At 71.6% G+C, this 24,026-nt stretch carries 25 protein-coding genes and 1 riboswitch; of the genes, 19 read left to right on the plus strand and 6 right to left on the minus strand.

Features of this window, described 5'->3' with window-relative positions; all coding sequences use genetic code 11:
• The first annotated feature begins 8 nt into the window (after positions 1-8).
• The 3 genes from UYS_RS0203205 to UYS_RS0203215 all read left to right on the plus strand — a co-directional run bounded on the left by UYS_RS0203205 (position 9) and on the right by UYS_RS0203215 (position 2,867).
• On the plus strand, positions 9-1,049 hold the full coding sequence (locus tag UYS_RS0203205) for a metal ABC transporter solute-binding protein, Zn/Mn family (protein ID WP_016854049.1): 1,041 nt from the start codon (positions 9-11) through the stop codon (positions 1,047-1,049).
• 109 nt (positions 1,050-1,158) lie between these two features.
• Positions 1,159-2,061, plus strand: a complete 903-nt coding sequence (locus UYS_RS0203210) for a LysR family transcriptional regulator (RefSeq protein ID WP_016854050.1) — start codon at positions 1,159-1,161, stop codon at positions 2,059-2,061.
• A 350-nt stretch (positions 2,062-2,411) separates the two neighbouring features.
• Positions 2,412-2,867, plus strand: a complete 456-nt coding sequence (locus UYS_RS0203215; protein ID WP_083868074.1) for a DoxX family protein — start codon at positions 2,412-2,414, stop codon at positions 2,865-2,867.
• Positions 2,868-2,943: 76 nt separating this feature from the next.
• On the opposite strand, the gene UYS_RS0203220 is transcribed toward UYS_RS0203215, so the two are convergent.
• On the minus strand, positions 2,944-3,900 hold the full coding sequence (locus tag UYS_RS0203220) for an ABC transporter substrate-binding protein (protein ID WP_016854052.1): 957 nt from the start codon (positions 3,898-3,900) through the stop codon (positions 2,944-2,946).
• 111 nt (positions 3,901-4,011) lie between these two features.
• On the minus strand, positions 4,012-4,545 hold the full coding sequence (gene gloA, locus UYS_RS0203225; protein ID WP_016854053.1) for a lactoylglutathione lyase: 534 nt from the start codon (positions 4,543-4,545) through the stop codon (positions 4,012-4,014).
• Between the two features lie 267 nt (positions 4,546-4,812).
• Between gloA and UYS_RS0203230 the strand changes: the two genes are divergently transcribed.
• The 16 genes from UYS_RS0203230 (at position 4,813) to thiE (ending at position 17,415) form a co-directional block, all read left to right on the plus strand.
• Positions 4,813-5,157, plus strand: a complete 345-nt coding sequence (locus tag UYS_RS0203230; RefSeq protein ID WP_016854054.1) for a hypothetical protein — start codon at positions 4,813-4,815, stop codon at positions 5,155-5,157.
• 73 nt (positions 5,158-5,230) lie between these two features.
• Positions 5,231-5,740, plus strand: a complete 510-nt coding sequence (locus tag UYS_RS0203235; RefSeq protein WP_237738415.1) for a C40 family peptidase — start codon at positions 5,231-5,233, stop codon at positions 5,738-5,740.
• Positions 5,741-5,838: 98 nt separating this feature from the next.
• Complete coding sequence (locus UYS_RS0203240; RefSeq protein WP_016854056.1) at positions 5,839-6,474, plus strand: peroxiredoxin; 636 nt, start codon at positions 5,839-5,841, stop codon at positions 6,472-6,474.
• Between the two features lie 201 nt (positions 6,475-6,675).
• Entirely contained in the window at positions 6,676-7,704 is a 1,029-nt protein-coding gene (locus tag UYS_RS0203245; RefSeq protein WP_016854057.1) for an ABC transporter substrate-binding protein, read from the plus strand.
• Positions 7,701-8,453, plus strand: coding sequence for an ABC transporter permease (locus tag UYS_RS0203250; RefSeq protein WP_016854058.1), 753 nt, complete (start codon positions 7,701-7,703; stop codon positions 8,451-8,453). Before UYS_RS0203245 ends, UYS_RS0203250 begins: the two co-directional genes overlap by 4 nt.
• Complete coding sequence (locus tag UYS_RS0203255; protein ID WP_016854059.1) at positions 8,450-9,241, plus strand: ABC transporter ATP-binding protein; 792 nt, start codon at positions 8,450-8,452, stop codon at positions 9,239-9,241. Before UYS_RS0203250 ends, UYS_RS0203255 begins: the two co-directional genes overlap by 4 nt.
• Before the next feature lie 14 nt (positions 9,242-9,255).
• Entirely contained in the window at positions 9,256-9,555 is a 300-nt protein-coding gene (locus tag UYS_RS0203260; RefSeq protein ID WP_016854060.1) for a DsrE family protein, read from the plus strand.
• A 126-nt stretch (positions 9,556-9,681) separates the two neighbouring features.
• Positions 9,682-10,317 carry a thermostable hemolysin gene (locus tag UYS_RS0203265; protein ID WP_016854061.1) on the plus strand — a complete coding sequence of 212 codons (636 nt, stop codon included), beginning with the start codon at positions 9,682-9,684 and terminating at the stop codon, positions 10,315-10,317.
• Positions 10,301-11,797 (plus strand): AMP-binding protein, encoded by a 1,497-nt coding sequence (locus UYS_RS0203270; RefSeq protein ID WP_016854062.1) that lies wholly within the window; start codon positions 10,301-10,303, stop codon positions 11,795-11,797. The genes UYS_RS0203265 and UYS_RS0203270 overlap by 17 nt, the downstream gene beginning before the upstream one ends.
• Positions 11,794-12,486 carry an iron-containing redox enzyme family protein gene (locus UYS_RS0203275; RefSeq protein ID WP_016854063.1) on the plus strand — a complete coding sequence of 231 codons (693 nt, stop codon included), beginning with the start codon at positions 11,794-11,796 and terminating at the stop codon, positions 12,484-12,486. Before UYS_RS0203270 ends, UYS_RS0203275 begins: the two co-directional genes overlap by 4 nt.
• Positions 12,473-13,291: an SDR family oxidoreductase gene (locus UYS_RS0203280; protein WP_016854064.1), complete on the plus strand. Its 819-nt coding sequence runs from the start codon at positions 12,473-12,475 to the stop codon at positions 13,289-13,291. Before UYS_RS0203275 ends, UYS_RS0203280 begins: the two co-directional genes overlap by 14 nt.
• 71 nt (positions 13,292-13,362) lie before the next feature.
• Positions 13,363-14,037 carry a response regulator transcription factor gene (locus UYS_RS0203285; protein ID WP_016854065.1) on the plus strand — a complete coding sequence of 225 codons (675 nt, stop codon included), beginning with the start codon at positions 13,363-13,365 and terminating at the stop codon, positions 14,035-14,037.
• The gene (locus tag UYS_RS0203290) at positions 14,034-15,392 is read left to right on the plus strand and encodes an ATP-binding protein (protein WP_016854066.1); all 1,359 of its coding nucleotides are present in this window, start codon (positions 14,034-14,036) and stop codon (positions 15,390-15,392) included. The genes UYS_RS0203285 and UYS_RS0203290 overlap by 4 nt, the downstream gene beginning before the upstream one ends.
• Positions 15,393-15,500: 108 nt before the next feature.
• A complete protein-coding gene (locus UYS_RS0203295) occupies positions 15,501-15,791 on the plus strand; it encodes a hypothetical protein (protein ID WP_016854067.1) in 291 nt (96 codons plus the stop codon).
• Positions 15,792-15,839: 48 nt separating this feature from the next.
• A riboswitch (TPP riboswitch) is annotated at positions 15,840-15,942 on the plus strand.
• Positions 15,943-15,974: 32 nt separating this feature from the next.
• Positions 15,975-16,799 carry a hydroxyethylthiazole kinase gene (thiM, locus tag UYS_RS16785; RefSeq protein ID WP_016854068.1) on the plus strand — a complete coding sequence of 275 codons (825 nt, stop codon included), beginning with the start codon at positions 15,975-15,977 and terminating at the stop codon, positions 16,797-16,799.
• Positions 16,789-17,415 (plus strand): thiamine phosphate synthase, encoded by a 627-nt coding sequence (gene thiE / locus UYS_RS0203305; protein WP_016854069.1) that lies wholly within the window; start codon positions 16,789-16,791, stop codon positions 17,413-17,415. The genes thiM and thiE overlap by 11 nt, the downstream gene beginning before the upstream one ends.
• A gap of 206 nt (positions 17,416-17,621) precedes the next feature.
• Here thiE and luxS read toward each other — a convergent pair whose 3' ends face one another.
• The 4 genes from luxS to UYS_RS18795 all read right to left on the minus strand — a co-directional run bounded on the left by luxS (position 17,622) and on the right by UYS_RS18795 (position 23,863).
• Positions 17,622-18,146: an S-ribosylhomocysteine lyase gene (gene luxS / locus UYS_RS0203310; RefSeq protein WP_016854070.1), complete on the minus strand. Its 525-nt coding sequence runs from the start codon at positions 18,144-18,146 to the stop codon at positions 17,622-17,624.
• Between the two features lie 280 nt (positions 18,147-18,426).
• The gene (locus tag UYS_RS0203320; RefSeq protein WP_016854072.1) at positions 18,427-19,302 is read right to left on the minus strand and encodes a DMT family transporter; all 876 of its coding nucleotides are present in this window, start codon (positions 19,300-19,302) and stop codon (positions 18,427-18,429) included.
• A 125-nt stretch (positions 19,303-19,427) separates the two neighbouring features.
• Complete coding sequence (locus UYS_RS0203325; RefSeq protein ID WP_016854073.1) at positions 19,428-20,837, minus strand: D-alanyl-D-alanine carboxypeptidase family protein; 1,410 nt, start codon at positions 20,835-20,837, stop codon at positions 19,428-19,430.
• 38 nt (positions 20,838-20,875) lie between these two features.
• The gene (locus UYS_RS18795) at positions 20,876-23,863 is read right to left on the minus strand and encodes an HD domain-containing phosphohydrolase (protein ID WP_016853434.1); all 2,988 of its coding nucleotides are present in this window, start codon (positions 23,861-23,863) and stop codon (positions 20,876-20,878) included.
• Positions 23,864-24,026: the final 163 nt, after the last annotated feature.

Below are 24,026 nucleotides of genomic sequence, written 5' to 3' on the forward strand. Positions count from 1 at the left end.
GCCTACCGATGACCTTCGCCAAGCCCTCTGCCCTCGCCGCCGGCGCCGCCGCCCTGCTGACCCTGCCCGCCGTCCAGGCCGAGGAGCGCGTGCAGGTGCTCGCCAGCTTCAGCGTGCTTGCCGACATGGTCGAGCAGATCGGCGGCGATCACGTCGAGGTCACCTCGCTGGTCGGCGCCGACAGCGACGCCCACGTCTTCACCCCGCGCCCCACCGACGCCCGCGCCCTGGCCGAGGCCGATCTGGTGGTGCTCAACGGCCTGCAGTTCGAGGGCTGGATGTCGCGGCTGGTCGAGGCCAGCGACTACGCGGGGCCGACCGTGGTGGCCACCGACGGCATCGAGCAGGCGCTCGGCGAGGCCGCCGACGCGGACGAGGCGGAGCACGGCCATGACGACCACGGCCACGACGCACACGATCATGACGATCACGGCCACGCCGGCCATGCCCACGCTCACGAGGGCATGAACCCGCACACCTGGCTGGACCTGGGCCTCGGCGAGCTCTACGTGAACAACATCCGCGACGGCCTGATCGCCGTCGACCCGGCCCACGAGGCCGACTACCGCGAGCGCGCGGCGGACTACCAGCAGCGCATCGATGCCCTGGACGCCGAGGTCCGCGCGCTGATGGGCGAGCTGCCCGAGCATACCGCGGTGATCACCGGCCACCAGTCCTTCAACCACTTCTCCCGCGCCTACGGCGTCGACTTCCTGTCGCCGGCCGGGCTCTCCACCGAGGCCGAGCCCAGCGCCGCGCGCATGGCCGAGCTGATCGAGGTGATCAACGACCAGGGCGTTCAGGCGCTGTTCCAGGAGAACATGACCAGCCCGGCGATCATCGAGCAGCTGGCCGAGGAGACCGGCCTGCCGATCGCCGGCACCCTCTACTCCGGCGCCCTGGCGTCCGAGGGCGAGGCCAGCACCTGGCTGGGCATGGTGCGCCACGACGCCTGGCTGCTGCACGACGCCCTGGCCACCCTGGACGCGGCCCACGACCACGCCGATCACGACCACGCCGATCACGACCACGCCGACCACGACCACTGAACCACTTGCCAGGCTCGCTCCACACGGCGCCGCCCTCGGGTGGCGCCGTCGTCGTTTCGGGGGCGGCCGTGCGAAGATAGCCCCGTCGGCCACGCCAGGGAGCGCCCCCATGAACCTGCTGGATGCCATGACCGCCTTCGTGCGGGTCGCCGAGCTCGGCAGCTACACCCGCGCCGCCGAGGCGCTCGACCTGTCCCGCACGCGCGTCTCGCGCCAGGTGATGGAGCTCGAGGATCATCTCGGCGTGCGCCTGCTCCAGCGCACTACCCGCCGGCTGCACCTCACCGAGGCCGGCGAGCGCTACCTGCTGCGCGCCCAGGGCATCCTGCAGTCGCTGGAGGAGGCCGAGGCGGAGGTCGGCAGCGGCGTCAGCGAGATGCGCGGCCGGCTGCGCCTCAACGGGCCGATGAGCTTCGGCACCCGCCACCTGACGCCGCTGGTGGCCCGCTTCATGGTCGAGCATCCCGCCCTGGAGGTGCGCCTGGACCTCAACGATCGCCGGGTCGACCTGCTCGAGGAGGGCTACGACCTGGCGATCCGCATCGGCAGTCTGCCCGACTCCACCCTGGTGGCCCGTCGCCTGACCCGCTGCAAGCTGGTGCTGTGCGCGTCCCCGGCCTACCTGGCCGAACACGGCGCCCCAAGCCGGATGGCGGACCTGGAACGACACCGCTGCCTGCGCTATCGCACCGGCGGCCGCGGCGGCGAATGGCGGTTCGGCGGCAGCGGCGTCTCGGTCGGCGGCCCGCTGGAGAGCAACAACGGCGACGTGCTCACTCACGCCGCCGAGGCCGGGCTCGGCATCGTCCAGCAGCCGAGTTTCCTGGTCACCGACAGCATCCGCGAGGGCCGCCTGGTGCCGCTCGAGCTCGAGGAGCCGCCGTCGGCGCTCGACGTGCACGGCCTCTACCCGGCCCGCCGTCACCTCCCGGCCAAGGTCGACCGCTTCCTGTCGCTGCTCGCCGAGGCCTGGGGGGAGCCGCCCTCATGGGAGCGCGAACTGGGGCTCTAGCCGGCCAAGTGTCTGCGCTCGGCTATACGGCGTTAAAAATCAGCTCGTGCGCGAGCACGGTCAAAGTCCTCATTTACACCCCGTAAACTCCGGCTTTTCGCCGATTTTTGCCTTGCGACCCACATGGAAGTGGGAAGTGCGTTGGCCCGTAGGGAACGGGCCTAGCGCTAGCCTTCGCGCGACGACTTGGCTGACAGTGCCTGGGCATACGTTTCTGGCGTCGCCGTTCTTTGTCACCTAAAACGCAACAGTCATGTGCCAATGCGGCAGATTATCTCCGTTTACGTCGCGGCTAGAGTGTCACCCATACCAAGACATCGCGCTCCCCAGCGCCCCGACGGAGATTGACCATGACCACTCGAGCCACTCGCCCCGCTTCCGCTTCCGTGTCCACCGCCACCCCCTCGGCCTCGCTCGACCGCCTGCAGCCGGCGGCCATCACCCTGCTGCGCCTGTCGCTGGGCGTGATGACGCTGGCCCACGGCCTGCTCAAGGTGTTCGTGTTCACGCTGCCCGGCACCGTCGGCTACTTCGAGTCCCTCGGCCTGCCCGGCGAGTTCGCCTACCTGACGATCCTCGCCGAGGTCGGCGGCGGCCTGGCTCTGCTGCTGGGCGTCTACACCCGCTGGATCGCCCTGGCCATGATCCCGACGCTGCTCGGCGCCACCTGGGTGCACGCCGGCAACGGCTGGGTCTTCTCCAACGAGGGCGGCGGCTGGGAGTTCCCGCTGTTCTGGGCCATCGCCCTGCTGGTACAGGCCGGCCTCGGCGGCGGACGCCTGGTGATCAGCCGCCGCTTCGCCTGAGGCGATCGGCTCCCCGAACGCAGCGAGGCCGCCCCGAAGGGCGGCCTCGTCGCGTCGTGCGCTAGCGCATCGCGCCTCAGGCGTCGGGAATCTCCAGCGCCTGCTGCACCGCCGGCCAGGCCGGCTCGCCGTCGCGGGTAGTCACCCCCTCGAGGAAGGCCTCGACCCTCGCCGGGTGTTCACGCAGCCACTCCAGGGCGACCGCGTCGGGCTCGCGCTCCTCGAAGCTGAAGCCACGAATCATCGCGCTCTGCTGGTCGGCGGTGAAGCTCAGCTGGTCGAGCAGCCGGGTGGCATTGGGGTTCGCCTCGGCGAACCGGGTCGTCACCAGGGTCTTCACGTCGCTGCGGCCACCGTCCGGGCCCCACATGTCCTGGGTATCGTCGAGGTAGCGCACGTCATGCTCGATGTTCATCCAGTGCGGCGTCCAGGCGGCGAAGACGATCCATTCCTCGCGGTCGATGGCGCTGTCCACCGCGCTGAGCATGCCCGGCGTGGAGGTCTCGGAGAGCGTCCAGTCGCCCAGGCCATAGGTGTCGGCCTCTACCGCGCCATTGAGGGTGTCGCTCATCCCGGAGCCCACCTCGATGGAGTAGATGGTGCGCTCGAGCTGGTCGGCGAACTCGGGATCGTCCAGCTGCTCGGCCGACGTCAGGCCGGCCTCGTAGACATAGGCCGGCACCGCGAAGCCGAGGCGGGCCCCCTCGACGTTGTTGCCCAGGTCGACCAGGCTGCCCTCGTCGGTGGCGGTGTCGTACATGCCTTGCTGGGCGGGCAGCCAGGCGGCGAGGAAGACATCCAGCTCGTCCTGGTTCAATGCCTGGTAGGTGATGGTGGAGCCGAGCTCTTCCGCACGGGGCTCGTAGCCCAGCGCCTCGAGCAAGATGGAGGCCAGCTCGGTCTTGACGGTCACACCGGGCCAGGCCGGTGAAGAGAAACGAACCTCGGCCGGTTCCTCGGCCTGGGCCATGCCGCTCATGGCCAGCAGGGAGCCGGCCAGCACGAGAGAGAGGGGACGACGGGACAGGGACATCGGGACTCCTTGGCGGGTTGCGCCGTGCTGTAACACGTCACAGACCCTAGTGCCCCCGGGCGATATCGACAAGCCGGGCCGTCAACGCTCGGCGACGGCCCGTGCCACGAGTCAGTCGCCCTTGCCGGCCATCTTGGCGGCCTCGACCACCTCGATCCAGTAGCCGTCCACGTCCTTGACGAAGACCACGTCCTTCATCTTGCCCTGGTCGGGGCGCTTGATGAATTCGACCTCGTTGGCGTCGAACCAGGCCACCGCGGCGCCCAGGTCCGGCACCGTGAAGCAGATGTGGCCGAAGCCCTGGGGCTCGGCGTTGCCGTCGTGATAGGCGAAGTCCGGCTGGTCCTCGGTGCCCCAGTTGTGGGTCAGCTCCAGCAGGCCCTTCTGGGAGAAGGTCCAGACGGTGCGCTCGTCGGTGTCTTCCGGCACCCGATCGCCGTCCTCGAGCTTGGCGAGGAAGTAGAGCGAGAACTGCATCTCCTCGAAGTCGAGGCGGCGCAGCACGCTCATGCCGAAGACCCGGGAGTAGAAGGCCAGCGCGGCCTCCGGGTCCTTGACCCGCAGCATGGTGTGGTTGAGGCGGAAGCCGTCGGTGTCGCCGGTCGCGGTCTTCACGCCGGGGTGTTGCTCGCCGTTGAAGCTCATGGTGTCTCCTGATGCCGTGGGTGAGGTCTCGAACCGAGGGATGTCTCAGGTATGGAGGCACGCCGGCGACTTTTCCACCCCGGGGCGCCCCTTGTGCCTCGCGAATTTTCGATACACAGGTTATACACATCGCCGTTCTCCCGTCGAACGCCCGCCCCATGGAGGCTCCGGCGAACGCCGGCCAGGGTCATGCACATTCGCCACTGGCGAGGGACGCCACCTGATTCTACATTTTCTGTACAACCCGCGACGCATCAGGAGGACGAGATGGCCACCATCGACCAGAGCCTGGGGGATCACATCACCCTCAAGGAACTCTCCCACGCCCTCGGCCACGGCTTCTCGCCGATCGTCGAGGTGGAATCCATGGACGGCATCTACACGGTGCGCTTCCACCACGCCAACGGCATCTCCACCCTTTCCGACAAGCAGGGCAAGACCTGCACCTACCTCGGCACCGGCGAGATCCGCGACCTGTTGGGCGGCCTGGGCCTGAGCCACGGCGTGCTGACCTGGGCGGACCAGTGCGGCGACGAGATGATCGGCGTGCCCGGCCATGCCATGACCCCGGACGAGATGCTGACCCACGGCACTAGAATCGCCTTCCGCTGATGTTCACAGCCGCGGGCTGGACGGCTAGGCTGGGAACGACGAGAGGGAAAAACGGACGCCCCGCGAGATGCCCATGGCAACGACTCCAGCCTCACCCGCCCCGGCACCCCGCGCCGCGATGCGCCTCGCGCGGCTGCTGCCGCTGGCGATGCTGCTGACGCTCGCCGGCTGCGCCGGCCCCCAGCTCGCCACCCGCGACGCCGAGGGGCTGTCGATGGACCGGGCGATTATCCTGTCCGAGGCGCGCCAGTCGCTGGGCACGCCCTACCGCTTCGGCGGCACGGACGCCAGCGGGCTGGACTGCTCAGGCCTGGTGCAGCGGGTCTATTCCCGGGTCGGCATCTCGGTGCCGCGCACCTCGCGCCGCCAGTTCGCGCGCCTGCCGCCGATCGACGAGGCGCGCCCCGGCGACCTGCTGTTCTTCGACACCGCCGGCGGCGGCGATGCCAGCCACGTCGGCATCTACCTGGGCGACGGCGAGATGATCCACGCCCCGGGGCGCGGCCGCCGGGTCAGCGTGACCTCGCTGTCGCTGGACTACTGGCAGGAGCGTTTCCTGGGCGCCGCCGCTCCGGCGCCCTGAGCGGGGTCCATCCGACCTCTCCGATTGCCGGCATCGCGCCGCGATGCCGCTGACGCCATCCGACACCGCGGACTTCGAACACGATTCAGGAGGACACCATGGCACTGCGACTCGGCGATATCGCCCCGGACTTCACCCAGGAGAGCACCGAAGGCCCGATCCACTTCCACGAGTGGGCCGGCGACAGCTGGGTGATCCTGTTCTCCCACCCCAAGGACTTCACCCCGGTGTGCACCACCGAGCTCGGCGAGGTCTCGCGGCTCAAGCCGGAGTTCGACAAGCGCAACACCAAGGCCATCGGCCTGTCGGTGGACCCGCTGGAGGACCACAAGGCCTGGGTCGGCGACATCCAGGAGACCCAGGGCTGCGCCCTGAACTTCCCGCTGCTGGCCGACGCCGACCGCAAGGTCAGCGACCTCTACGACATGATTCACCCCAACGCCAACGACACCCTGACGGTGCGTAGCGTCTTCATCATCGATCCGAACAGGAAGGTCCGCCTGATGCTGACCTATCCGGCCAGCACCGGCCGCCACTTCGACGAGATCCTGCGCGTGCTCGACAGCCTGCAGCTGACCGACTCGCACAAGCTGGCCACGCCGGTGAACTGGAAGCCAGGTGACGACTGCATCATCGTGCCGGCGCTCAGCAACGAGGAAGCCGCCAAGCTGTTCCCCGAGGGCTGGGACGAGCAGAAACCCTATCTGCGCCTGGTCAAGCAGCCCGGCAAGTAAGCCCGGAAGTAAGCCAGCACTCACTTCAGCGCTTCGACGCCGGCCCCGGGGCCGGCGTCGCTGCTTCCGGCCGGTCGAACCGTGCCGCAAGAACATGGGAGAAAGAACATATGAGTATGAACAAATCGTCCTAACAGAGGCTTATGGAATAAGTTAATGCCGCGTAGCATCATCCTTTTACGTATCCGGTAGAGGCCCCGCATGTCCCGACACATCCGCCGCCTGGCCCTGCTGGCCGCCCTGTCCCTGGGCATGGCCGGCCAGTCCCACGCCGACGACACCACCCTCGAGGTCGGCTACATGCCGATCCTGCCCGTCGCCCAGCTGTTCGTGATGGAGGGCGAGGGCTGGACCGACGACGCCGGCCTCGACCTGGAGCTGACCCGCTTCTCCAGCGGCCCGGCCATGGTCCAGGCGCTGGCCTCCGGCGAGCTGGACGTCATGTACTTCGGCATCGGCCCGGCCATGGTCGCCCGCGCCAACGGCGTGCCGATCAAGGTGCTGGCCTCGAGCATCCGCGAGCAGATCGGCGTGGTCGCCCGCGGCACGCTGGCCGAGCGCTTCGCCGACAGCGACGACGCCGCCCGGGCCATCGCCGACTTCACCGAGGCCGAGGGCCGCCCGCCCAAGATCGCCACCTTCCCCCAGGGCTCGGTGCCGGACACCGTGCTGCGCTACTGGCTGACCGAGCAGCTGGGCATCGACACCGACGACGTGAACATCGTCGCCATGGGCGCCGACCGCGTGCAGCAGGCGCTGCTGGCCGGCGCCGTGGACGCCGCCTCGATCCTCGAGCCGATCCTGACCACGGTGCAGCAGCGCGACGACGGCGCCCGGGTGGTGGCCCGCGCCGACGAGATGCTGCCCGGCCAGCCCGGCGCCGTGCTGGCGGCCCGCGAGGAGACGCTGGCCGAGCATTCCGAGGCGATGAAACAGCTGATGGCCCTGCACCTGCGCGCCACCGAGATGCTCACCGAGGATCCCGAGGGCGCCGCCCCGTCGGTGCGCGAATTCGTCGGCAAGCGCCTGATTCCGCTGGAAACCGTCGAGGCGGCCCTGGCCTCGCCGTCGTCGAACTACGTCGCCGACCCGCACGCCATCCGCGAGGGTACCCGGCGCATGCACGATTTCCAGCTCGAGCAGGGCTCGCTGCGCCAGTCGGTGGACCTGGACGCGCTGTTCGACACCTCGCTGTATGACGCCGTGATCGCCGAGAACGACGACTCATGAGCCGTTCCAGACACACCCTGCTGAGCCTGGGCGGCCTGGCCGGCTTCATCGCGCTGTGGGAGCTGGCGCTGCGCAGCGGCCTGCTGCCCGGCAGCCTGGTGCCGCTGCCGTCGGTGATTCCCGGCGTGCTGTGGGCCGAGATCGCCGACGGCATCTGGCTCGAGGTGGTCACCGCCAGCCTCTCCCACTACGCCGTGGGCGTGCTGATCGGCTCGCTCCTGGGCATCGCCGTGGGCGTGGCGGCGGCGCTGCTGCCGCGCTTCAACGCCGTGCACGCCTGGCTGGCGCGGCTGCTGCGCCCGATTCCGCCGCTGGCCTGGATTCCCTTCGCCATCATCTGGTTCGGCATCAATCCCTCGGCGGCGGCCTTCATCATCAGCATCGGCGTGTTCTGGATCAATTACTTCGCCAGCCACAGCGCGGTGCGCTCGGTGGACCCGGGCTACGACGAGGTGGCCCGCGCCTTCGGCCATGTCGGCTTCCTGTCGCGGCTGACCCGGGTCAGCCTGCCGGCCGCCGCGCCGGGCATCCTGAGCGGCCTGCGCGCCGGCCTCGGCCAGGGCTGGATGACGGTGGTGGCCGCCGAGCTGTTCGGCATTCCCGGCATCGGCCAGCGCATGATGGAGGCCTCGAGCCTGCTGGCCACCGATATCGTGGTGGTCTACATGCTCACCATCGCCGGCCTCTACGCGCTGTTCGACTTCCTCTTCGTCCTGCTGCAGCGTCGGCTGCTGAGGTGGCAGCCATGAACCAGCCCGATACCGCCCAAGGCCACGACGCCGGCAGCGATGACGCCCCCGTGCTGACCGCCCGCGGCATCCGCCTCGGCTTTTCCGGCACCACGGTGCTCGACGGCGTCGACCTGGCCGTGCACCCCCGCGAGTTCATCGCCATCGTCGGCGCCTCCGGGGTCGGCAAGTCGACCCTGCTGCGCGCCCTGACCGGCCTGCTGACGCCCCAGGCCGGCCGCGTCAGCATCCCCCACGGCCGCGACGCCGACAGCCGCGCCTGGTCGATGGTGTTCCAGGCCCCGCGGCTGTTTCCCTGGCGGCGGGTGCGCGCCAACGTGGAGCTGGGCCTCGAGGGGCTCGAACTGTCCCGCGACGAGCGCCGCCGCCGCGCGCTGGAGCCGCTGGCCCTGGTCGGGCTGGAGGGCATGGCCGAGCGCTGGCCGCACACGCTGTCCGGCGGCCAGCAGCAGCGGGTCGGCATCGCCCGCGCGCTGGCGGTGCGCCCGCGGGTGCTGTTCATGGACGAGCCGTTCTCGGCGCTGGACGCCATCACCCGCCGGCGCTTGCAGCAGGAGCTGATCGACCTGCGCCAGCGCACCGAGGCGGCGATCGTCTTCGTCACCCACGACATCGAGGAGGCGGTGCTGCTGGCCGACCGGGTGGTGGTGCTCGGCCGCGAGGCAGCGAACCGCCCGGCCAGCGTGGTGGCGCGCCACGAGATCACGCTGCCCGCCACCGAGCGCCGCGATCATCCCGACTTCGCCGACACCGTGCAGGCCGTCGAGGCCGCCATCGGCGAGCACTGAACGAGGAAGCCCCGATGAGCGACCTGCGCGTCCTGCTCCACGCCCCCACCGCCGATGGCCTGGCCCGGGCCCGGCGCAACGCCCGCAACCTGCTGAACGCCCGCCCCGGGGCCGAGGTGCTGATCGTCGCCAACGGCGGCGCCGTGGCCGCCGCCCTGGCCGAGCCCGACGACACCGACGCGCGGCTGCGGCTGTGCCGCAACTCGCTGAAGGCCCAGGGGCTCGAGAATCCCCACGGCATCGCCGAGGTCGAGGCCGCGGTGGTCACCCTGGCCGAATTGCAGGCCGACGGCTGGGCCTATATCCGCGCCTAGACGACGGCGCCATGACGCGCATGACGCCGGCCCTCGGGCCGGCGTTTGCGTATGCGTCTGGCGATATTAAGGGCCGGTTAAGTATTAAATCCCAGACTGTCGGGGAATCGTCACGGAGACACCCCGATGTCCTTGACCGTCATACGCCCCGCCCCCGAGTCGCCGATCGAGTGGCGTGAAGCCCGCCACTGGTCGGAGCGCCACCGACTGGAGCAGCTGGTCAGCCACTGCTTCGCCACCCAGCACGATGCCCGCATCACCCAGTACCTGCCGCGCCTGTTCGGCCTGTGGCAGCAGGAGCGGCCCGTGGCCGCGGTGGGCGTGCGTCGCGCCGACGAGGGCCGGCTGTTCCAGGAGGGCTATCTCGACGCCTCCGCCGAGGCCAGCCTGACCCAGGCTTTGGGCACGCCGATCGCCCGCGGCGGCATCGCCGAGATCGGCAACCTGGTGAGCAGCCGGCGCGGGCTGCAGCGGGTGCTGTTTCCCTACCTGATCGACCAGCTGGCCGAGGAAGGCCTGCACTGGGTGCTGTTCACGGCCATCCCGGCGGTGATCAACGGCATCCGCCGGCTGGGCATCGAGCTGATGCCGCTGCGCCTGGCCGATCCGGCCTGGCTGGGCCAGGACCGCGAGGCCTGGGGCCACTACTACGATCAGCACCCCTGGGTGATGGCCGGCGACCTGCGCCTGGCCCGCGAGCGGCTGCACGCCGCCGGCCTGCTCTCGACGCTGCGGGAGGGCGACCATGTCCGACCGGCGTGAGCGCTTCCTCGACCGCCTGACCGCCCACGCCGAGCTCGCCCCCGAGGCCACGGCGCTGTGGGACGGCACGCAGCGGCTGAGCTACGGCGAGCTGGCCGCCGCCATCGACGAGCGTCGAGCGCGGCTGGCGGCGGCCGGCGCGAGCCGCGTGGGCCTGGCGCTGGACAACGGCGTCGAATGGGCGCTGTGGGACCTGGCGCTGCTGGCCGATTCCCGCGTCGCGGTGCCGGTGCCGGCCTTCTTCGGCGACGCCCAGCGCCGCCACCTGGTCGAGCGGGCCGGCCTCGACGCCTGGATCGGCCCCGGCGGCGAGGCCCTGGGCTTCGGTACGCCCGGCCCGGGCGGCATCGCCACCCGCCCAGTTCCGGCCCCACCAGCCCTGCATCCCGGCACCACCCGCATCACCTTCACCTCCGGCACCAGCGCCGCGCCCAAGGGCGTGTGCCTGGACACCGAGGCGGTGCTGGCGGTGGCGATCAGCCTCGCCGAGGCGGTCGCCCCGGCCGATATCGAGCGCCATCTGGCGATGCTGCCGCTGGCCACCCTGCTCGAGAACCTCGGCGGGCTCTACCTGCCGTTGTGGCTCGGCGCCGGCGTGGCGCTGCCCGGCGCCGCCGAGCTCGGCTGGCAGGGTGCCAGCGGCTTCGACGCCGAAGCCGCGCTGGCCGCCATCGAACGCTACCGGCCGCACAGCCTGATCCTGGTGCCCCAGCAGCTCCAGGCGCTGGTGGACACCGCCCCGAGCGCACCCGAGGGGCTCCGGCTGGTGGCGGTGGGCGGCGCCCGGGTCGCCGCGCCGCTGCTCGAGCGGGCCCTGGCCGCCGGCTGGCCGGTGGCGGAGGGCTACGGCCTGTCCGAGTGCGCCTCGGTGGTGTGCCTCAACCGGCCCGGCGAGGCGCCCCACGGCGTCGGCCGCCCGCTGCTCCACGCCCGGGTGCGCCTGAGCGCCGACGGCGAGGTCGAGGTGAGCGGCGCCACCATGCTCGGCTATCTGGGCGAGCCGCCGGTCGCCGGCTGGCACGCCACCGGCGATCTGGGCCGCTGGGAGGGCGACGCCCTGGTGCTGGAAGGACGCCGCCGCGAGGTCTTCATCACCGCCTATGGGCGCAACGTCGATCCCCAGTGGGTCGAGGGCGTGCTCGCCACCCGGCCGGGCATCGCCCAGGCCCTGGTCCACGGCGAGGCCCTGGCCCACAACCGGGCGCTGATCGTGCCCGCCGCCGCGGACCTGTCCGACGCGGCCATCGACGCCGAGATCAAGGCCGCCAACGCCACCCTGCCGGACTACTCCCGGGTGAGCGAATGGCGCCGCTGCGCGCCCTTCACCCCCCACAACGACCAGCTGACGGCCAACGGCCGCCTGCGCCGCGAGGCCATCCTGGCCGCCTACCGGGACTGGCTGACCCGCCCCGGCGAGGACGACACCACGACCGACGCATCGCGCCCGACCCATCACGACCATCGAGGAGTGACTTCATGAGTGCCTATCAACGCCTGCAGGACGCCACCCGCGCCGAGCGCGAATGGCTGCTCGACACGCCCATGATGACCCGCGCCATGCAGGGCGAGGTCGGGCGCGACGAGTACCTGGCCTTCCTCGGCCAGGCCTACCACCACGTGCGCTTCACGGTGCCGCTGATGATGGCCTGCGGCGCCCGCCTGCCCGACCGGCTGGGCTGGCTGCGCGGCGCCCTGGTGGAGTACATCGAGGAGGAACACGGACACGAGCAATGGATCCTCGACGACATCCGCGCCGCCGGCGGCGACCCCGAGGCGGCGGCCGCCGCCACGCCCGACCCGGCCACGACGCTGATGGTGGCCTACGTGCGAGACCGGATCGAGCACGGCAATCCGGTGGCCTTCTTCGGCATGGTCCAGGTACTCGAGGGCACCAGCACCGCGGTGGCCACCCGCGCCGCCGAACAGCTCCAGGCCAGCCTCGGGCTGCCCGACAACGCCGTGCGCTACCTGAGCTCCCACGGCAGCCTCGATATCGGCCACCTGGCCTTCTTCGAGAAGCTGATCGACCGCCTGGAGGAGGACGATCTGAACGCGGTGATCGAAGGTGCGCGCATGGTCTATCGCCTCTACGGCGCCATGTTCCGGGGCGTCACCGCCCGCTGCACGGGGGGCACAGCCGCCCGGGAGCTGACCGATGCGCTGGTCTGAACCGCACTATCTCACCGAGGGCTGGCCCGGCCAGCGGGTGCTGATCACCGGCGCCAGCGGCGGCATCGGCCAGGCGCTGGTCGACAAACTCGCCGCCGCCGGCGCCCAGCTGCTGGTCACCGGCCGCGACGCCGAGACCCTGGAGCGGCTGTGCCGCCTGCATCCCGGCCAGATCACGGCCCAGCCCGCCGACCTCACCCGCGCAGAGGATCGCGCCCGGCTGGTGGCCGTCGCCGAGCGGCTGGAATGCACCATGCTGATCAACGCCGCCGGCGCCAATCGCGCCGAGCTGTTCAAGGACAGCGACGACGAGGCCATCGAGCAGCTGGTGGCGATCAACCTGACCGCGACCCTGCAGCTGACCCGCGCCATGCTGCCGACGCTGTGCCGCGCCGAGCAGGGCCTGGTGGTCAACCTGGGTTCGGCCTTCGGCCATATCGGCTACCCCGGCCAGGCCACCTACTGCGCCACCAAGTTCGCGCTCTACGGCTTCACCCAGGCGCTGCGCCGGGAGCTCGCGGACTCGCCGATCGCGGTGCACTACATCGCCCCGCGGGCCACCCGCACCGCCATGAACGCCCCGGCCATGGAGGAGATGAACCGGGCGCTGGGCAACGCCATGGACGATCCGGAGACGGTGGCCGTCCAGATCCGCCGCGCCATCGAGCGGGGCCGCAAGGAGACCCGCCTGGGCCGCGCCGAGCCGGTCTTCGCCCGGCTCAACGCCCTGTGTCCGGGGCTGATCGATCGCGCCCTGCGCCGCCAGCTGCCCACCATCCGCCGCTTCATCGCCCCGCCACCCTGAACCGCCAGGGTCGACAGGCGCGGTCTTCGGGGCGAGTATCGGCATGATCGGAGCACCGACAAGGAACGCCCATGCGCATACTGCTGGTGGAGGACGATCCCAGCCTGGCGTCGGGCATTCGCCTGGCGCTGAAGCCCGAGCACTACACCGTCGACATCCTCGACGACGGCATCGAAGCCCTCAACGCCCTGCGCGACGAGGAGCCCTTCGATGCCGTCATTCTCGATCTGGGCCTGCCCCGGCTCGACGGCATCGGCCTGCTCGAACGGCTGCGCCGCGCCGGCAATCGGGTGCCGGTGCTGGTGCTGACCGCCCGCGACGGCATCGAGGAACGCATCCAGGGCCTGGATGCCGGCGCCGACGACTACCTGACCAAGCCCTTCGAGGTCGCCGAGCTCAAGGCCCGGCTGCGCGCCCTGCTGCGCCGCAGCCAGGGGCTGACCAGCAGCGAGCTCAGCCACCGCGGCGTGGTGCTCGACCCGGAGAACCGCCGCGTCACCTTCCGGGGCGAGCCGGTCACGCTGTCGCGCCGCGAGTTCACCCTGCTGCAGGAGTTTCTCAGCCACCCGGGCCACGCCTTCACCCGCGATACCCTGACCCGCCTGCTCTACGGCTGGGACGAGGACGTCGAGAGCAACGCCATCGAGGTCCACGTCCACCACCTGCGCAAGAAGCTGGCGCCCGAGCTGATCCGCACCCTGCGCGGCATCGGCTACATCATGGACAAGGCGTCGGACGAGACATGAGCTCGATCCGCCGCCGCACCCTGGGCATCGTGCTGCTGGTGGTGGCGCTGTGCATGCTGGCGATCGGCGTGACCAGCTACCGCGACGCCGCCCACGAGGTCGAGGAGCTGTTCGACGCCCGCCTGGCCCAGCAGGCCCGGCTGCTGGAGGGCCTGGTGCGTGCGCCGCTGCCCGAGGCACGGCGCGAGGCGCTGCTGGCGAGCCTCGACGGCGCCCTGCGCCGCGACGCCCCGGGCACGGACGACGGCCACCGCTACGAGGGCAAGGTGGCCTTCCAGGCCTGGCGCGGCGAGCGACTGCTGCTGCGCTCCGCCGGCGCGCCGACCGCGCCCTTCACCGAACGCCGCGCGGGCTACGGCGACGAGACCCTGAAGGGGCACAAGTGGCGCGTCTTCGCCCTCGGCGACGGCGACCTGCGGGTGCTGGTCGGCGAGCGCGGCGACGTGCGCGGCGAGCTGGTCCGCGGCATCGCCCTGCGCACCCTGGTACCGGATCTGCTGGGGCTGCCGGCGCTGGGGGCGCTGCTGTGGTGGGCGATCGGCTGGGGGCTGCGGCCGCTGTCGCGGCTGGCCGCCCAGATCGAGGCCCGCGACCCTCACCGCCTCAAGCCGCTGCCCGATGACCCGCTGCCCCGCGAGCTGGCCACCATCGTCGGCGCCCTCAACGGCCTGCTGGCACGCATCCGCGCCCTGCGCTCCCGCGAGAAGCGCTTCATCGCCGACGCCGCCCACGAGCTGCGCACCCCGCTGACGGTGCTCGACCTGCACGCCCAGAACGCCCTGGCCACCGAGGATCCGGCGGATCGGCGCGAGGCGCTGACCCTGCTGCGCGACGGCCTGGCCCGCGCCACCCGGCTGGTCGGCCAGCTGCTGACCCTGGCGCGCCTGGATCCGGAGCAGGAGGGCGCCCCGGACCAGCGCATCGATCTGCTGCGCGAGGTGCGCGAGTCGCTGGCCGAGCTGATGCCGCTGGCCACCGACCACGGCCAGAGCCTGCACCTGGAGGCCGACGACGCCGACTGGACCCTGACCACCGAGCCCGGCGCCGTCACCACCCTGATCAAGAACCTGGTCGGCAACGCCATCCGCCACTCCCCCGCCGGCAGCCGCATCGATGTGGCGCTGACGGCCCAGGCCCGGGCGCTGATGCTGCAGGTGGACGACAGCGGCCCCGGCATACCCGAGGCGAGCCGCCAGCAGGCGCTGGCGCGCTTCCACCGCGGCGGCTCGGGGGCCGGCGCCGGCCTCGGGCTCTCCATCGTCGACCGGCTGGTGCAGCGCCACGGTGGCCGCCTGACGCTGGGCGACGCCCCCGGTGGCGGGCTGCGCGTGCGGGTCTGGCTGCCCCGCGCCTGACATGGCATCGTCATGCCCGGCCCTTATCGTCGCTTAAGCCGACGGTAAGCCAAGGCCGCTACCGTGGTGACATCGATCGGACAACGACAACCCGGACAGGAGCCCGCCATGACCGCCATTGCCTCCCCCTCCCTCGACGCCGCCCTGCGCCGCCCGCTGTGGCTGGCCCTCGGCGGCGCGCTGCTGCTCGCCATCGAATGGCTGATCGGCCCCTGGAGCGTGGGCAGCCTGCCGCTGGCGCTGATCGCCCTGGCCGCCGGCGGCGCCTTGCTGCTGCGCTCCCTGAACGCCGACTCCAACCTCGAACCCGAGGAGGAAGACAGCGGCATGACCGCCGATCTGCAGACCGTCGCCCAGGCCAGCCTGCTGACCCTGATCGTGCTCCAGCTGGCCGCCTGACGCGCCGCCCGCCGGCTTTACATGCCTCGGGCGAAGGGCGATAGTGAGGCCCGACGACAGGGGCGCCGTGGCGGTGATCCGCCACGGCTGAGAGGCACCCTCACCACCTGACCCGGATAATGCCGGCGGAGGGAGTCGTGCCGGCTCACTTCGCGGCCGCGCCTCCCGTCGCCAGGAGGCCCGATGCATTCCCTCGATCCCGCGCCGCATCTGGTGCGCGTGCGCCGCACCACCCCGCTGGTTCACAACATCACCAACCACGTGGCGATGAACTTCATGGCCAACGCGCTGCTGGCGCTGGGCGCTTCGCCCGCCATGGTCCACGCCCGCGAGGAAGCCGCCGAGTTCGCCGGCCTGGCCGCCGCCCTGACGCTGAACATCGGCACCCTCTCGCCCCACTGGCTCGACGCCATGGACGACGCCGCCCGCGCCGCCAATGGCGCCGGCACGCCCTGGGTGCTCGACCCGGTGGCGGTGGGCGCCACCCGCTTTCGTCGCGAGGCCGGCGCCCGGCTGCTGGCGCTGGGGCCGAGCGCGATCCGCGGCAACGCCTCGGAGATCCTGGCGCTGGCCCGACAGGGCGGCGGCGGGCGCGGCGTGGATAGCACCGACAGCGCCGACAGCGCCGAGCGCGCCGCCGTGGCGCTGGCCCGCGAGAGCGGCGCCGTGGTGGCGGTCACCGGCGAGGTCGACCTGGTCACCGACGGCCGGCGCCTGGCGCGGGTCGCCGGCGGCCATGCGCTGATGCCCCGCGTCACCACCATGGGCTGCGCCCTGACCGGCGTGGTGGGCGCCTTCCTGGCCGGCGCCGAGGACCCGTTCGCGGCCACGGTGGCGGCGCTGGCCGCCTACGCCGCGGCCGGAGAAAGCGCCGCCGAGAGCGCCGCCGGCCCCGGCAGCTTCGCCGTGGCCTTCCTCGACGCCCTCTACGCCCTGGATCCCGACACGCTATCCCCTTCCCCATCCACGCCGCTGGCCGACCGCCTGGAGCTCACCGATGCGCCTTGATCTGTCCCTCTACCTGGTCACCGACCCCGAGCTGTGCGCCGCCCATGGCGTCGAGCAGACCGTGCTGGCCGCGGTGCGCGGCGGCGTCAGCGTCGTCCAGCTGCGCGACAAGCACGCCTCCGACGCCGAGATGATCCCGCTGGCCCGCCGCCTGAAGGCCGCGCTGGCCGGCAGCGGCGTGCCGCTGATCATCAACGACCGCCTCGAGGTCGCGCTGGCCAGCCGGGCCGACGGCCTGCACATCGGCCAGGACGACGGCGAGGTCGCCGATGCCCGCGCCGCGCTGGGCCCGGACGCCATCCTCGGCCTCTCGGTGCAGACCCACGAACAGCTGGCCCGGCTGGACGCCGGACGCCTCGACTACCTGGGCCTCGGCCCGGTGTTCGCCACGGCCACCAAGCAGGACCACGCCGCGCCGCTGGGCGTCGACGGCCTGGCGGCGTTGGCCGCGGCCAGCCCGCTGCCCACGGTGGCGATCGGCGGGCTCAAGGTCGAGCACATCGAGGCGGTGCGCCGCGCCGGTGCCGACGGCCTGGCGGTGGTCTCGGCGATCTGCGGCACCCCGGACCCAGAGGCCGCCGCGCGGCGCTTTTCTGCCGCAACCGCGACGGGCTAGGGGTCCGTCAGCCTCGACGCGGCAGGAAGCCATCGGCTGGCTCATCCCGCGGTTTCGAAGACGCGGTCCGATCCAGTGCGATGCTGGAGACACACCGACGACGCCCCCGCCGCTTGGCGGAGGCGTCTGACGCCGAGCGTGGCGCGGAAGGTGGGGGGATCATTGCTGCCGCCGCGCCCCCTTGAGCGCGGCGGACGGCGAGGCACTCAGCCCAGGTCGTTGCCGAGCGTCTTGAGCTTCTCGGGGCTGAGGGCCAGGTCGTCGTTCCGGTTGACTCCGATGCCCTGGTCGATGATGCCCCGGGCGATCTCCTGCGCCTCCTCCAGGGAGTGCATCAGGTAGGTACCACACTGGTGCTCGTTGAGCTCGGGAATCTCCTCCATGCGCTCGACGTTCAGCACATCGTGCATGGCGGCCTGCCAAGCCTCGGCAACGCTCTGCTCGCTCGGGCTGCCCAGCAGGCTCATGTAGAAACCGGTGCGACAGCCCATGGGCGAGATATCGATGATCTCGACGCCGTCGCCGTTCAGGTGCTGGCGCATGAAGCCGGCAAACAGGTGCTCCAGGGTGTGAACCCCCTTCTCGCTCATCAGGTCCTCGTTGGGCTTGTTGAAGCGCAGGTCGAAGACGGTGATGGTATCGCCCGAGGGGGAGCGCATGGTCTTGGCGACGCGCACCGCGGGGGCGCTCATGATGGTGTGGTCCACGGTAAAGCTGTCGAGTAGGGGCATGTCGGCTCCTGCAGGTCATGGGGAAGGACGCGGCCGCCTGGGCCGTGCTCGATGCGGGCATGGTAGCTCGTTGCGTCGGCGGTTCGCCAACCCCAGCGGCTGGAAAAACGCCGGGCGGGGACTAGCATGAGATCATGACGTGAAGGCTTGGCATGACACCATGGCGGCCCTGAGCACCGTGACGCCTGGCCTCGACGAGATGATACCCCCAAGGAGGTCATCATGAGCGGCGAGATCCACCGCGATCATCCCCACCAGCATGGCCGCTTGCGTCGGCGCCTCAGTGGGTGGGTCGACGGTTCAGGCTGACGCGCCGTTCCTGATAGGCGATGGCCAGGCCGCTGACGATGATCAGGCTGCCGCCGGCGAACACCCAGGGGTCCGGCATCTCGCCCCAGAAGCCCCAGCCCAGCAGGGTCGCCCACAGCAGCGCCGTGTAGTCGAAGGGCGCGGCGATGGCCGCCGGGGCGTAGCGGAAGGCCTGGGTCAGGCCCACCATGGCGCCGACGCCGAGCACGCCGGCGCCCAGGAAGCCCAGCCAGTGGATCGGCGCCGGCGTCTGCCAGACCCAGGGCAGGGTCAGGGAGGCGGCCAGGCAGGGCACCAGGGTGGTATAGAAGACCATGGCCCAGAGGTGCTCCCCCTCGCCGTAGCGGCGTGCCGTGATCATGGTCAGGGCATAGAACAGCGCCGCAGCGACCACCACCAGCATGGCGGGCTGGAAACCGGCGGCGCCGGGCCGCACCACCACCAGCACGCCGGCGAAGCCGAGCAGCGTGGCCAGCCAGGTCGGGCGGTCGACCCGCTCGCCGAGCAGCGGCACCGAGAGCAGCGTCACGAACAGCGGCGCGGCGAAGGCGATCGCCGTGGCGGTGGCCAGCGGTAGAAGCACCAGGCCCCACATGAAGGTGATCATGGTGGCGGTGAAGATCAGGCCGCGCAGCAGGTGCACGCCCGGGCGCCGCGTGCCGAGGGTGCGCAGGCCGCCGCTGACGCGCGCGATCAGCACGATCAGCGGCAGCGACACCAGGGTGCGGAAGAAGATGATCTGCAGCGGCGAATGCACCGCGCCCAGCCACTTGGTGACGGCATCGCCCAGCGCCAGGCACAGCACGCCGCCGCACATGAACAGGATGCCTTTCAGCGAGGATGTCATGCGCGGCCTCCCTGCGCAGAGTGAAGAAAAAATCACCCCGTCGGCGGGACCGAGGGGGTGATGTCACTACGCTAGGCGATTCGCGCGGTTGAGGCAACGCCGGGCGGCGTGCCGGCGGGAACGCCTCAGAGCGAGGCCTGCACCACCATGCAGTCCATGCCCTGGGACTGCAGGCGTTGGCAGGCGCTACGGGCCTGGCTTTCGCCCAGGTCGACCAGACGCGCCCGGTAGACGCCGGCGCTCTCCGCCCAAGGCACATCGACCCGCGCCTCGTCCAGCTCGGCGGCCAATCGGGCGGCGGCGCGGTCGGCCAGGCGACGGGCGTGATCGGCATCGCTGAAGGCGCCGACCTGCACGCCCCAGCGGCCGCCGGCCCGCTCGTCGCGGTCGATCAGTGCGGTCAGCGGATCCGCCTCGGCCGACCCGCCGATGGCCGCGTCGGCGCTCGGCGCCGAGGCCACGATCGTCTCGTCCGGCGAGGGCGCGGCGGCGTCCTGCACCACCGGCCCCGGCGTGTCGGCGCCGGCCGGCTCGCTGGCCGCCGGCGTCGGGGCCGGTTCGGCCGCTTGGGCGGCGGCCGACGTCGCGGCCGGCGCGGCAGTGTCGCGGCTCGCCAGCATCTGCCCGGCCGGCGGCAGGGTGCGGCCCGGCAGCGGCATCAGCCGCTCGGCGGCGATCTCGGTGCGCGCCAGCCAGCCGTGGCCGTCGGCCAGGGCGGCGCGGGCGAAGCCGCGATTCAGCAGGTCGGCCATGTGCTCATCGCGGGAGGCCGCGGTGAAGCCGCCCATCACCACCGAGAGCATGCGCCGGCCGTCGTGCACCGCCGAGGTGGCGACGTTGAAGCCGGAGGCGCGGATGAAGCCGGTCTTGAGGCCATCGGCGCCCGGGTAGTTGGCCAGCAGGCGATTGTGGCCGCGGTAGGTGTTGCCGCGCCAGGTGAAGTCCTGCAGCGAGAAGTAGTGGTAGTACTGGGGGAAATCGAGCATCAGCCGACGGGCCAGCACCGCCATGTCGCGGGCGGTGGTGACCTGGGCGTCGTCCGGCAGGCCGGAGGCGTTGCGGAAGGTGGTGCGGCCCATGCCGAGCTCGCGGGCGCGCTCGGTCATCATCCGCGCGAAGTGGCGCTCGCTGCCGCCCAGCGCCTCGGCGATGACCACCGCCACGTCATTGGCCGAGCGCACCACCAGCGATTCGATGGCGGTCTCCACCGGAATGCTGTCGCCCGGCTTGAGGTAGAGCTTGGTGGCCGGCATGGCCGCGGCCGCCTGCGAGACCGGCAGCGGCTGCCCCAGGCTCATGCTGCGCCCCTCGATGGCCTCGAACAGCAGGTAGAGGGTCATCATCTTGGTCAGCGAGGCCGGGAAACGCGGCGCATCGGCGTTCTCGGCGTAGAGGATCTCGTGGGTATCGGCGTCGATGACGATCCCCGCGTAGCGAGGGTTCTCGGCCTGGGCGAGCGGTGCCAGCAGCAGGCTGACCATGACGAGGACGGCAAGCAGACTCGCTCGCCAGCCGGAAATCTGAGTCGGCAGCATCGGTGTTCCCCTGAAAAATGACGCGCTTTATAAGTGCATTATGACCTAGGGGCCTGCCCTGTACAGGACGAAACGCGGCCCGCAGCGCCATTTCCACTTTTCGTTGTCGGACATCCAGCCTCGTGCTTGAGCGCTTCGATGTCCACCTCGTCGATCTGCGCCGCGGCCAGGAAGCGTGCGGCATAGTCGCGCCACACGCCGCTGTCGAGCAGCAGGGCAAAGACATCGGGGTCCAGATGGCCATCGCGGGCCATGCCGGCCAGGATCGACAGCGAGCGCGACAGCGTCAGGCCCGGCTTGTAGGGCCGGTCGGCGGCGGTCAGCGCCTCGAAGACATCGGCCACCGCCATGATGCGCTCCTCCAGGCTGGCCTCGGCCAGCACCAGCCGGCGCGGATAGCCCTGGCCGTCCATGCGTTCGTGATGGTTGCCGGCGATGGTCGGCACCCGCCGCAGGTGCGCCGGCCAGGGCAGCGACTCGAGCATCATGACGGTCTGGACGATGTGCTCCTGGATGCGGAAGCGCTCGATGTCGTTGAGCGTGCCGCGCGCCACCCGCAGGTTGTAGAGCTCGCCCTGGTCGCCGGCCACCTCCGGCGGCTGCATGGCGAAGCCCCAGCGGTTGCGCGGGTCGTCCTCGGCCACCGGCGGCGGCGCGACGGCCCAGTCGAGGCGATGCCGGGGGCGGTCGGCCAGCAGCCGCTCCTCGGCGGGGAGCGGGGCTTCGGGCTCGCGGGCCAATCGTGCGGCCTCCTCCTCGGACACGCCGAGCCGGTCGTCGAAGTGGCGCCACCAGCGCCAGTCGGCGATCGCCTCGAGCCGCGCCAGGCCGTCCGCATCGACCGCCTGGCCGCCGCGGTTGAGCTCGGCCACCCGTCCAAAGGCCTCCTGCAGCTCGGTCTGCCGGCGCTGGCGCGCCGCGGCCAGCGTGGGCTCGTCGCCGCCCTCGGCCAGCCCGCGCCAGTAGGCGACGTCGGCGTCGCGCCACAGCACCTCGAAGCGGGTGCGGATCTCGTGGATGCGGTTGTAGCGGGTCTCCAGCTTGGTGGCCTTCTCCATGACCTCGTCGGGCGTGGTCAGCTTGCCGCAGTCGTGCAGCCAGGCCGCCAGGTGGAAGGCGGTGCGGCGCTCGTCGTCCAGCGTCTCGTCGGCGAAGGGGCCGGTGGTCATGCGATGGGCGCCCTCCAGCAGCATCTCGGCCAACTGCGGCACCCGCGAGCAGTGGCCGCCGGTATGCGCCGACTTGGCGTCGGTGGCGCCGGCGATCAGCTCGACGATGGCATCCAGCAGGCGCTTCTCGCCCTCCAGCAGTCGACGGGTCTCGATCGCCACCGCCGCCGCGCCGGAGAGCTCCTCGACGAAGCGCCGCCAGGAGCGATCGCCGCCCTGCCCCGACGCGCGCAGCGCCAGCACCAGCAGCCCCATGCGATGGCCGCTGCGATTGCACAGCGGCTGCACCAGATAGCCGCTGGCCGCGGCCCGGCGCTCCAGCGCCGCCATGCCGCCCTCCTCGGGGGCCTTCAGGGTCAGGCACGCCGGCAGCGGATCGTCGGGATCGCCCTGGCCCCGCTCGGCCTCGCAGACGAAGCGGGTGGCATCGCTCTCGTCCTCGAGGTAGATGGCGCCGTGGCGGCTGTCGGTGATGTTCAGCAGGTCCTCGAGCACGGTGGCGAGCAGCGTGTCCAGCCGCGGCTCGCGGCTCAGCGTGCGGGTCATGCGCTGGAAGCCCGCGATGCCCTCGGCCATGCCCGTCAGCGCGCCGCTCAGCTGCTGCACCTCGCGCACCGGCGAGCGCACCCCGCGGCAGGCCGAGAAGTCGAAGTCGCCCAGCGCCCGGACCTGCTCGGCCAGGGCGTTCAGCGGGCGGCTGAGCCGATGCCCGACCCACACGCCCAGCGGCAGCAGCGCCAGGGCCAGCAGCACGGCCACCAGCGAACGCTGCCACAGCAGCTCGCGGGTGCCGGCGAGCAGCTCGCGCTCCGGCACCACCATCAGCAGCGTGGCCGGCTCCACGCCGGGGATGCGGAACGGCAGGCGCATGCCGAACCAGTCCTCGCCGTCGACCCGGAAGCTGGCGGAGGCGCCGAAGGCGTCGTCGCCGGAGGCCGCCTCGCCCGGGGCCGCGGCGCCCAGCGAGGCGCCCTCGTCCCGGGTCAGGTGGCCGAGCCGCCGCAGCACCGGGTCATCGAGCTCGTCCAGCGTCGCCAGCCGCGGCGATCCGCCAGGCGCGGCGAGCAGCGTCTCCACGTCGGGATGCGCCAGCAGCCGGCCATCGCGGGACACCACCACCAGCCGGGTGCCGGGCGTGATGCCCAGCGCGTCCATTTCGCTGCCGAGATCGGCCAGCGAGGCATCAAGCCCCACCACCGACCGACCGTCGCGGCTGCGCCGGGCCAAGGTGATGCCGATCTCGCGGGTGGTGAACAAGGCATAGGGCTCAGTCAGCCAGGGGCCGCTGGCCGCCATCGCCCGCCGATACCAGGGGCGCTCCCGGGGGTCGAAGACGTCGCCCGGCTGGAGCCGCCGGCCGAGCAGGTTCAGGTCGCGGTCGTAGAGCCGCCACTCGGCCTGGGCATTGCCGCCGGCATCGCGGTCGACCGCCTGCACCAGATACGCCGCCTCGTCGGCCTCGGGCACCTCGGGCAACCGCGCCTGCGGCACCCGCCCGGCCGGGCGCAGCAGCAGGAAGTCGCCGTCCTCGTAGCCCACGTAGACGGCGCTGGCCGCCGAGTGCACCTCCAGCGAGGCGGCCAGCAGCGGCAGATGGCGCAGGCGATCGACGAGCCGCTGGCGCGACGCCAGATCGTCCTGGGCCAGCAGCGCCACCACCACCCGGGCCGGGTCGATCAGCCGCCGCGCCCGCTCCTCGGTGGTCACGGCCAGCTGACGGCCGGTGTCCTCCACGGCGCGGACCATCATCTTGTCGGCACCGCGGACGCCGTGCCACAGCAGCACCCCGGCCACGATCAGCATCAGGCCGACGATCGACACGGCGGTCAGCGCGCGAAGGGAGAAGGAACGGCGCATGGGCGGCCTCGGCAGCGGCGAGTCGGGCGCCGACGAGGTGCCGGCACTGCCTTCAAGATACGCCAAGTCCGCCGAGGATGGCGGCACCTTGCGGGAACGCCTTTCAACGTGGGGAGCCGTGCGCCTGGCTCGGATAGCCCTCTCGGAGTCTCCGCTCAGCTAC

Source organism: Halomonas smyrnensis AAD6 (genome assembly GCF_000265245.1).
Classification (GTDB): Bacteria; Pseudomonadota; Gammaproteobacteria; order Pseudomonadales; family Halomonadaceae; genus Halomonas; species Halomonas smyrnensis.